The sequence below is a fragment of the Pedobacter sp. genome (assembly GCF_045628745.1).
Classification (GTDB): Bacteria; Bacteroidota; Bacteroidia; order Sphingobacteriales; family Sphingobacteriaceae; genus Pedobacter.
On sequence record NZ_JAZQPU010000489.1, the window covers coordinates 1 to 7,992 of the forward strand.

The window sequence follows — 7,992 nt, forward strand, 5'->3', positions numbered from 1 at the left end:
AGTAAATTTAATACCTGTGCTTGCACAGAAACATCTAAAGCCGAAACAGATTCATCACAGATAATGAACTTGGGCTGCAAAGCCAAAGCCCGGGCAATAACAATCCTTTGTCTTTGTCCGCCGGAAAATTCATGCGGGTAACGGTCAAAATGCATGGGTTTAAGGTCTACTTTCTCCAAAAGGTCCATCACATAAGCTTTCCTCTGGCTATCAGTTGACAGCACGTTATGCACTCGTAAAGGCTCCATAATGGCATTGCCTACCGTAAGCCTTGGATTAAGAGAGGAGTAGGGGTCCTGAAAGATAATTTGTATATCTTTTCTGATTTGTCTGATTTCCTTCCTGTTAAATTCAAGGAGTTCTTTTTGCTGATAAAGGAGCTGACCAGAAGTTGGCTCAGTAAGGCGCAAGATGCTCCTGCCCAGGGTAGATTTTCCGCAACCCGACTCACCCACCAGACCTAAAGTTTCTCCAGGGTAAACGTTGAAAGTAATGTCGTTAACTGCCTTGACGTAAGAAGTGGTTTTGCCAAATAAGCCCTTGCTCACCGGGTACCAGGTACACAGATTTTTAACCTGCAGCAATGGTTCCTGCTGGTAAAGCATAGTTCTCCGCGCAGCAATCTCTGATGGTGTATAGGTATTGGTTGCTAATAAATGGGCAACACTTTGTGAAGCATCAACATTTAAAAAATCAGCAACCGTAGGCAGAACTTTTAACTGACGTTCTGGCGCTGGCCGGCAGGCTAGCAATCCTTTGGTGTATGGATGCTGAGGGTGTTCGAAAAGCGCTGCTGCTGGTCCTTGTTCCACAATCTGGCCGCGATACATCACAGCAACATCATCTGCAATTTCACTGATCACACCCAGGTCATGCGAAATAAAAATCATGGCCATATCCCGTTCTTTCTTTAGTTTTAACAACAGCTGCAGAATTGTTTTTTGAACGGTAACATCAAGTGCCGTGGTAGGCTCATCTGCAATCAGGAGCTCAGGATTACAACACAGGGCCATGGCAATCATCACCCTTTGTTTCTGTCCACCAGAGAGTTGGTGAGGATAACTTGTAAATATTTGTTCAGGTCGGGGCAATTGTACCTCTTTAAATAGTTCAATGGTCCGTTCCGTGGCAGTGGCTTTATCAATTTGCTGATGGAGGATAATGGCTTCCATTACCTGGTAGCCGCAGGTAAACACCGGGTTAAGAGAGGTCATCGGCTCCTGGAAGATCATCGATATTTTATTTCCCCTGTATTTGCGGATTTCTGGCTCTGAAATTTCCAATAAGTTGATATCACCAAAAGTAATTTTTCCGCCAATATGAGTGCTTTGGGCATTATGCAGTCGCATAATGGAGAAGGATGTAACGGATTTACCTGACCCAGACTCACCAACTATGCCTAAAACTTTACCTTTTTCGACTTTAAAGCTAACCTGGTTTACGGCTTTGATCCAGGATTTATCTTCCTCATTTAAAAATTGAACTTCTAGGTTTTGTACGTTTAACATCAGATTACCAAGATAAGTAAATTTTTGGCTTGTATTTGGGTAGTTTTGCCCTATTTTTGCACCATGGAAAGAGAAATTCTGGATACAAAACGTAAAGCACTGAAGATTAACTTAAATCCTAAGATTTACGGTACTTTCGCAGAAATAGGAGCAGGACAAGAAGTAGCACGTAATTTCTTTACTGCGGGAGCTGCCTCAGGAACAGTAGCGAAAACCATGTCGGCATATGACATGACCTTTAGCGATGCCATTTATGGCATGGAAGAATCGGGGAGATATGTAAGTCAATCCAGGCTTACGAAAATGTTAAACCATGAATTTGAATTATTAAATGAAAGATTAAGGGGGGAGAAGTATGATGACCAAACGTTTTTTGCTTTTGCAGATACGGTAACCACACTTAACTACAACAAATCTAATGATCCACATGGCTGGATTGGCATTAAATTTCAAGCAGAGCCAGAAGGTGAAGCCAATGAAATTGTTTTCCACGTTAGGTTATTGGATACTGATGCTGCCTTGCAGCAAAATGTTTTAGGTATCATTGGCGTCAACCTGGTGTATGCGGCATTTTACTTTAAGCATGACCTTAAAACCATGATTGAGTCCCTTGCTGATAACTTAACGATTGGTTCAGTAGAGATTGACCTGATATCTGTTAAAGGGCCGGTTTTCAAGGATGTAAATAACATATTATTAAACCTTTATTTAATTGTAAAAGATTTTTCCAACGCAGCGATATTTGATCCTCAAGGGAACCCTCGTTTACCAAAAGACCTGCTTTATAAAAAGGACATCATGATTTTGCGAACTAAATATGCGCAGAAATCCAATCCTAACTTCAGTATGCTGAACAAGGCTGTTGAGCAATTTGTGCGTACCGAAAGTGTGAAGGCAGAAAACCTGAGCGTGTTAATTGAAGTGTTATTGTCTAATGTGCTTGATACAGATGAAAATTGGGCCGAAAACCTCGACTTACAGGCTGTAGCTAAACGTGCAGAAGAAATGTGCAATACTGGCAACTTAGTTATCGTTTCAAACTTTGCCAGACATAATAAATTAGCCAAATACCTTGATCGTTGTAAGCCAAAAAGCGTAGGGATCTCTACCAATATCAATAACCTTAAATTTGTTTTCAACTCCAGCAATTTCGGCGAAAACTACGCCAGTCAGTTGCTGAGTTATGTGAGTGATATGTTTAACAAAAATGTGAAGCTCTTTGCATACCCTTATTTAGATAAAAAAACCAATGAGGTCATTACCAGTGCAAATATGCCGGTTACGCCAGATGCTAAACCTTTGTTTGACTTCTTGATCATCAATGGATATATTACAGATATAAAAGACTACAGGGAGGGCGACGTGAAAACCGTTTAAGGCTCCCTCTAATAAAGACTTCAAAATCCCGGATATCGAACTTGTGTTGGATATCGATCATTTTTTTATCCTAACAACTTATTAACAACCTGAAATATAGGTAGATACCGGTGGCATTCGGCTTGTAATGGCTATAGCAAAATATAATGTTATGGATAAAGCTATCGAAGCTGAAGTTATCACCAATAAAAAGAAGAAAAAGATCCTCCTCCTCCTTATCATTGCAGGCATCATTGTTTGTGGCATTTTTACCCTCCGGGCTTACATTAAACCATCTATCTCCAAATCGCGCTTTATAACTGCTGTTGCAGACCGTGGCAATATTGAAAATACCATTAGTGCTACAGGTGAAATATTGCCGGAGTTTGAGGAAACGCTTACCAGCTCTATTAATTCGGCTTTAAAGGCTGTATTGATAGATGCTGGTACACCGGTAAAAGCTGGTCAATCTATTCTGACGCTTGATCAAGCTGCTGCCCAGACAGAATCTGATAAGCTTGGATTTCAAATCGTGGCAAAAGAAAATGAAATCCGGAAGTTAAAGCTTGATCTTGAAAAAAGTTTCTATGACATGAAGTCAAATAATTCCATTAAGCAACTTAAGATCAGCAATTTTAAAGAGGCGGTAACAAGTGCACAAAGGCTTTATAACGCTGGTGGTGGTACCAGGGAAAATATTGAACAGGCTGAGCTCAACCTAAAAGTAGCAAACCTGGAAAAGGCACAATTAGAGAATGAGATTAAAAATAAACAGCAAACCATGAAGATAGAAATCAAGGAGGCTGAAATACAACTTTCCATACAAAAAAACGATCAGTTGGCCTTTCTTCGAAAGCTACACCTGGCAAATGTAATAGCTACACGCAATGGTGTGGTTACCTGGGTTAATAAAAATATTGGTACAAGCATTAAAGAAGGAGAAGCCCTTGCTAAAATTGCAAACCTCAGTAGCTATAAAGTTGAAGGAAGTATCTCAGACAACCAAATAGATAGGCTGCAATATAACATGCCAGTTATCATTCGTATAAATGAGCTCTTAATAAGGGGAACAGTGGTTAATGTTTCGCCTGCTGTTAATAATTCTATTGTTTCCTTTGAAGTTAAGCTGGACAAAAAGGACCATAAGCTGCTCCGGCCTAACCTGAAAGTTGACCTTTTCCTGATTACTGAAACGAGAAAAAATGTAATCAGGGTGCCTAATGGACCGGCTTTCAAAGGTTCAGATTTGCAGCAAGTATTTGTGCTCAACAAGGGGGTGGCAGAAAGGAGGGAGGTGAATACCGGTCTAAGTAATTTCGATTTTATAGAAATTGTTAGCGGTATAAAGCCCGGTGAGCAGGTCATCACTTCAGATCTCAGCAAGTTTGAGCATTCCAAAGAAATTGTCATCACTGATTAAGGTACAGGATATGAAAGCTATTTATATTTTGATGTTCACCATGATAAGCACAGCTTGCTGCACTATTGCAATAGCACAAGCAAAGGTAAATGTAGTGAACGATACATTGAAATTAACCTTGCCGCAAGTGGTGGAAATGGCGAGAGCTAATTCTATTGCAGCAAAACAGGCCAACACCGTAAGGGAAACTAAATATTGGGAGTGGAGAACTTTTAAGTCTAACTATCAGCCTCAACTTGCTTTAGAGGGAATCTTGCCAGGGTATAATAAAACCTATGCGCAGGTACTTCAACCCAATGGCACCGTTTTATTTCAGCCCATTCATAATGACAACTCCTCGTTGACACTCGATTTTAAACAAAGTATTGCCGCTACCGGGGGTACCATGTATGGCACAACAGAGCTACAGCGTTTCAGTGATTTTGACAGAAATAGTGTCTTGTACAATGGAACCCCTTATGGCATTGGCTATACCCAGCCTTTGTTACAATTTAACAGCCTGCGTTGGGATAAGAAAATTGAGCCTCTTAAATTCAATGAGAGCAAACAGGCTTTTATAGAGACTCAGGAACAGATTGCAGTTACCGTTACAGACTATTTTTTTAACCTTTTACTTGCCCAGGTAAACTATGCTATCGCAGCGCTTAACACCATTAATACCGGTAAAATGTTAAACGTTGCCAATATAAAATTTGAGATGGGCAAGGTTTCTAAAAATGAGATTTTACAATTGCAGCTCGAACAGTTGAATGCGCAAAAAGCTGCAGGAACAGCGCAAAGGGAGGTTGAAATTGCAGCCTTAAACCTGCGTAGTTATACAGGGATAGAAGGGGAAGGGAAAGTTGTTTTAACCATGCCTGCTGCAGTAGCCCATTTTGAAGTATCAACTTCACTTGTTTTAGCACAGGCCCTTGAAAATAGATCTGATGCCATTTCCTTTGTTCGCCGCATGGCAGAAGCGAAAAGAGATGTTGCCAAAGCCAAAGGTGCAAACGGACTGGTGGCCACGCTGAATGCCAACCTTGGTTTTTCTAATGCCGGTTCCCACTTGTTTGATGTATACCGATCTCCAAAAAGTCAGCAGTCTGTGCAGCTGCAAATCTCTATTCCCGTTTTGGATTGGGGCAGATCTAAGTCGAGAATAAAGACAGCACAAGCTAATGAACAGTTTACCATGCATGAGGTAGAGCAGGATAAGCAAATTTTTAAACAAGAGATTGTTACACAAGTCACCCTTTTCAACATGATGAAAGAACAAATGGAACTCAGTGTGCATGCAGATAAAATTGCAAGCGAGAAATACCAGATTGCTAGTGAACGCTATATTTTGGGGGATTTAAGTATTAATGACCTCAGTATTGCTTTTCAAGAAAGTGACCGGGCAAAACGAGATTATGTGGCTGCGCTTCGAAATTCATGGACTGCTTATTATCAGCTTCGGTATTTATCGTTGTTTGACTTTGAAAAGAATGAAAAAATAACTTATAAGTAAATCTTAATCACTAATTATACATTATGATCCGTTTAGAAAATATTGATAAGGTGTATCGAACAGATACCATTGAAACATTAGCCATCAACGGCATTAGCCTTAACGTGGCAAAGGGAGAATTTCTATCCATTATGGGCCCTTCAGGCTGTGGCAAAAGTACCTTGCTCAACATCATGGGTTTGCTGGACGACCCTTCCAAAGGGATGATAAAAATCGACAACCAGGATATCTCTCATTTTTCTGATCAGCAGCTGGCCAGATTCAGAAATCAGAAACTCGGCTTTATTTTTCAAAGTTACCACCTGATCAATGATTTGCAAGTGCTGGACAATGTAGAATTGCCGTTGCTCTACCGAAGCGCTTCGGCAAAGGAACGTAAACAGCTGGCTACTGAAGCATTGGCAAAAGTTGGCTTGAGCAACCGGTTAAAGCATTTTCCTAACCAGCTCAGTGGGGGGCAGCGACAAAGAGTAGCCATTGCCAGAGCAATTGTAGGCAGGCCTCAAATTATCCTTGCTGATGAACCTACAGGAAATCTGGATAGTGCCATGGGAAATGAAATCATGGACATCCTGATCAATTTAAATAAAAATGAAGGTACTACCATTGTTATGGTTACCCATGATGAAAATATGGCGCAAAAGACACATCGCCTGGTACGTTTATTTGATGGCGCTCAAGTACAATAATTATGCTGATCAATTACTTTAAAATAGCCCTGGCGGTATTGAAAAGAAGAAAATTCTTTACCCTTATTAGTTTGTTTGGCATCAGTTTCACACTGACCATTTTGATGGTCTGTACAGCATTTATAGATAAAATGCTCAGTCCTTCCTATCCTGATCTGAAAAGAAACCGATCATTGTATATTATGAATGTAGCCACCATCAATTCAAAAGAAAATTGGACCCGTGGAAGCTCGGCATCCTTCTATTTGCTTGACCACTATATGTCAAAGCTCAAGACCCCTGAAAAAATGGCCATATTTACTTTTTCAAGGCCTGCCAATGCCTATGTCAATAACAAAAAAATAGTTATAGGATACAAATATACTGATGCTACCTATTGGGAAGTCGCAGAATATGAGTTTTTGGAAGGCAAACCATACACCCAGCAACAAATTGACAAGCAAGAATATGTGGGTGTAATTTCTGAAACAACCAAAAAGGCTTATTTTGGGAATGTAAAAACTGTGGTTGGAAAATTTATTGAAGCGGATAATGTTAAATACAGGGTAATAGGGGTGGTGAAAGATGTACCTGTTACCATGTTAAATTTCTCTGGAGATCTGTACTTGCCATATACGCTTGCTAAAGGAAATTATAAGGATCCAGGACTCCATGGAGATTTTGGTGCTATTTTATTGGCCAGGTCAGAGGCTGAGGTGCCAGCCATGAAAGCAGAACAGCAGCAAATGATTCCTAAAATTCCTACTAACGATAAAGATTACGACGTACTCTATGTGCCTGCTTTTACGATGTTGGAAGCCTTTTCCAGGTTGTTGTTCGGAAATGTCAGAGAATCTGGAATTGAAAAAATGGTGATTACTGTTTCTCTTTTTATTTTTGTATTTCTACTCCTGCCCACCATCAACCTTGTGAATATCAACATCACCAGAATTATGGAGCGTTCATCAGAAATCGGTGTACGCAAAGCGTTTGGTGCTTCTTCAAAAACCCTGGTTTATCAGTTTATTATAGAGAATGTAATCTTAACCTTGTTCGGTGGACTGTTAGCGATTGTGTTTTCTGTACTTGCGCTTTACCTGTTTAACCAATCTAACCTTGTCCCCAGCCTAAATTTAGTCTTAAACATCAGGGTTTTAGCTTTTGGCCTGCTCACGTGTTTATTTTTCGGTATGCTCTCCGGTGTCTATCCCGCCTGGCGCATGTCAAGGTTAACGGTCGTAGATGCCCTTAAAACTCACTAATTAGCAATTCAATCTTTAATTACACCAACTTATGTTCAAGCATATTTTTAAACTGATCTGGAATAAAAGAAAACAGAACTTCTTGTTCCTCTCTGAAATAATCGTTTCCTTTCTGGTCATCTTTGCGGTAGCTACACTGCTCATCTATTATTACCAGAATTACAAAAAACCACAAGGCCTAGCGTACGAAAATGTCTGGTCCATTAGCTATCGAAACACTTTAAAGACCACCAATTCTGATTCTTTAACTACTTTTTATGAAAATATCAGGCTAAATTTAAAAGCA

At 40.1% G+C, this 7,992-nt stretch carries 6 protein-coding genes and 1 pseudogene; 6 read left to right on the top strand and 1 reads right to left on the bottom strand.

Features of this window, described 5'->3' with window-relative positions; translation table 11 throughout:
* On the bottom strand, positions 1–1,508 hold a 1,508-nt coding region (locus ACR2F7_RS17860; protein WP_432714892.1), incomplete at its 3' end, for a dipeptide ABC transporter ATP-binding protein.
* A gap of 63 nt (positions 1,509–1,571) precedes the next feature.
* Between ACR2F7_RS17860 and ACR2F7_RS17865 the strand changes: the two genes are divergently transcribed.
* The 6 genes and pseudogenes from ACR2F7_RS17865 to ACR2F7_RS17890 form a co-directional block, all read left to right on the top strand.
* Positions 1,572–2,885, top strand: a complete 1,314-nt coding sequence (locus ACR2F7_RS17865) for a nicotinamide mononucleotide adenylyltransferase (protein ID WP_432714893.1) — start codon at positions 1,572–1,574, stop codon at positions 2,883–2,885.
* Between the two features lie 151 nt (positions 2,886–3,036).
* Positions 3,037–4,284: an efflux RND transporter periplasmic adaptor subunit gene (locus tag ACR2F7_RS17870; protein ID WP_432714894.1), complete on the top strand. Its 1,248-nt coding sequence runs from the start codon at positions 3,037–3,039 to the stop codon at positions 4,282–4,284.
* A gap of 10 nt (positions 4,285–4,294) precedes the next feature.
* Entirely contained in the window at positions 4,295–5,776 is a 1,482-nt protein-coding gene (locus ACR2F7_RS17875; RefSeq protein ID WP_432714895.1) for a TolC family protein, read from the top strand.
* A 23-nt stretch (positions 5,777–5,799) separates the two neighbouring features.
* Positions 5,800–6,465: an ABC transporter ATP-binding protein gene (locus ACR2F7_RS17880; RefSeq protein ID WP_432714896.1), complete on the top strand. Its 666-nt coding sequence runs from the start codon at positions 5,800–5,802 to the stop codon at positions 6,463–6,465.
* A gap of 2 nt (positions 6,466–6,467) precedes the next feature.
* Positions 6,468–7,706 carry an ABC transporter permease gene (locus tag ACR2F7_RS17885; RefSeq protein WP_432714897.1) on the top strand — a complete coding sequence of 413 codons (1,239 nt, stop codon included), beginning with the start codon at positions 6,468–6,470 and terminating at the stop codon, positions 7,704–7,706.
* Between the two features lie 31 nt (positions 7,707–7,737).
* Positions 7,738–7,992: pseudogene (locus tag ACR2F7_RS17890) on the top strand (ABC transporter permease); the annotation flags it as partial.

What these genes read in the sequence shown, in the direction of transcription:
- ACR2F7_RS17865 (WP_432714893.1), top strand. Translation starts at nt 1,572, where the DNA reads ATGGAAAGAGAAATTCTGGATACAAAACGTAAAGCACTGAAGATTAAC.
- ACR2F7_RS17870 (WP_432714894.1), top strand. Translation starts at nt 3,037, where the DNA reads ATGGATAAAGCTATCGAAGCTGAAGTTATCACCAATAAAAAGAAGAAA.
- ACR2F7_RS17875 (WP_432714895.1), top strand. Translation starts at nt 4,295, where the DNA reads ATGAAAGCTATTTATATTTTGATGTTCACCATGATAAGCACAGCTTGC.
- ACR2F7_RS17880 (WP_432714896.1), top strand. Translation starts at nt 5,800, where the DNA reads ATGATCCGTTTAGAAAATATTGATAAGGTGTATCGAACAGATACCATT.
- ACR2F7_RS17885 (WP_432714897.1), top strand. Translation starts at nt 6,468, where the DNA reads ATGCTGATCAATTACTTTAAAATAGCCCTGGCGGTATTGAAAAGAAGA.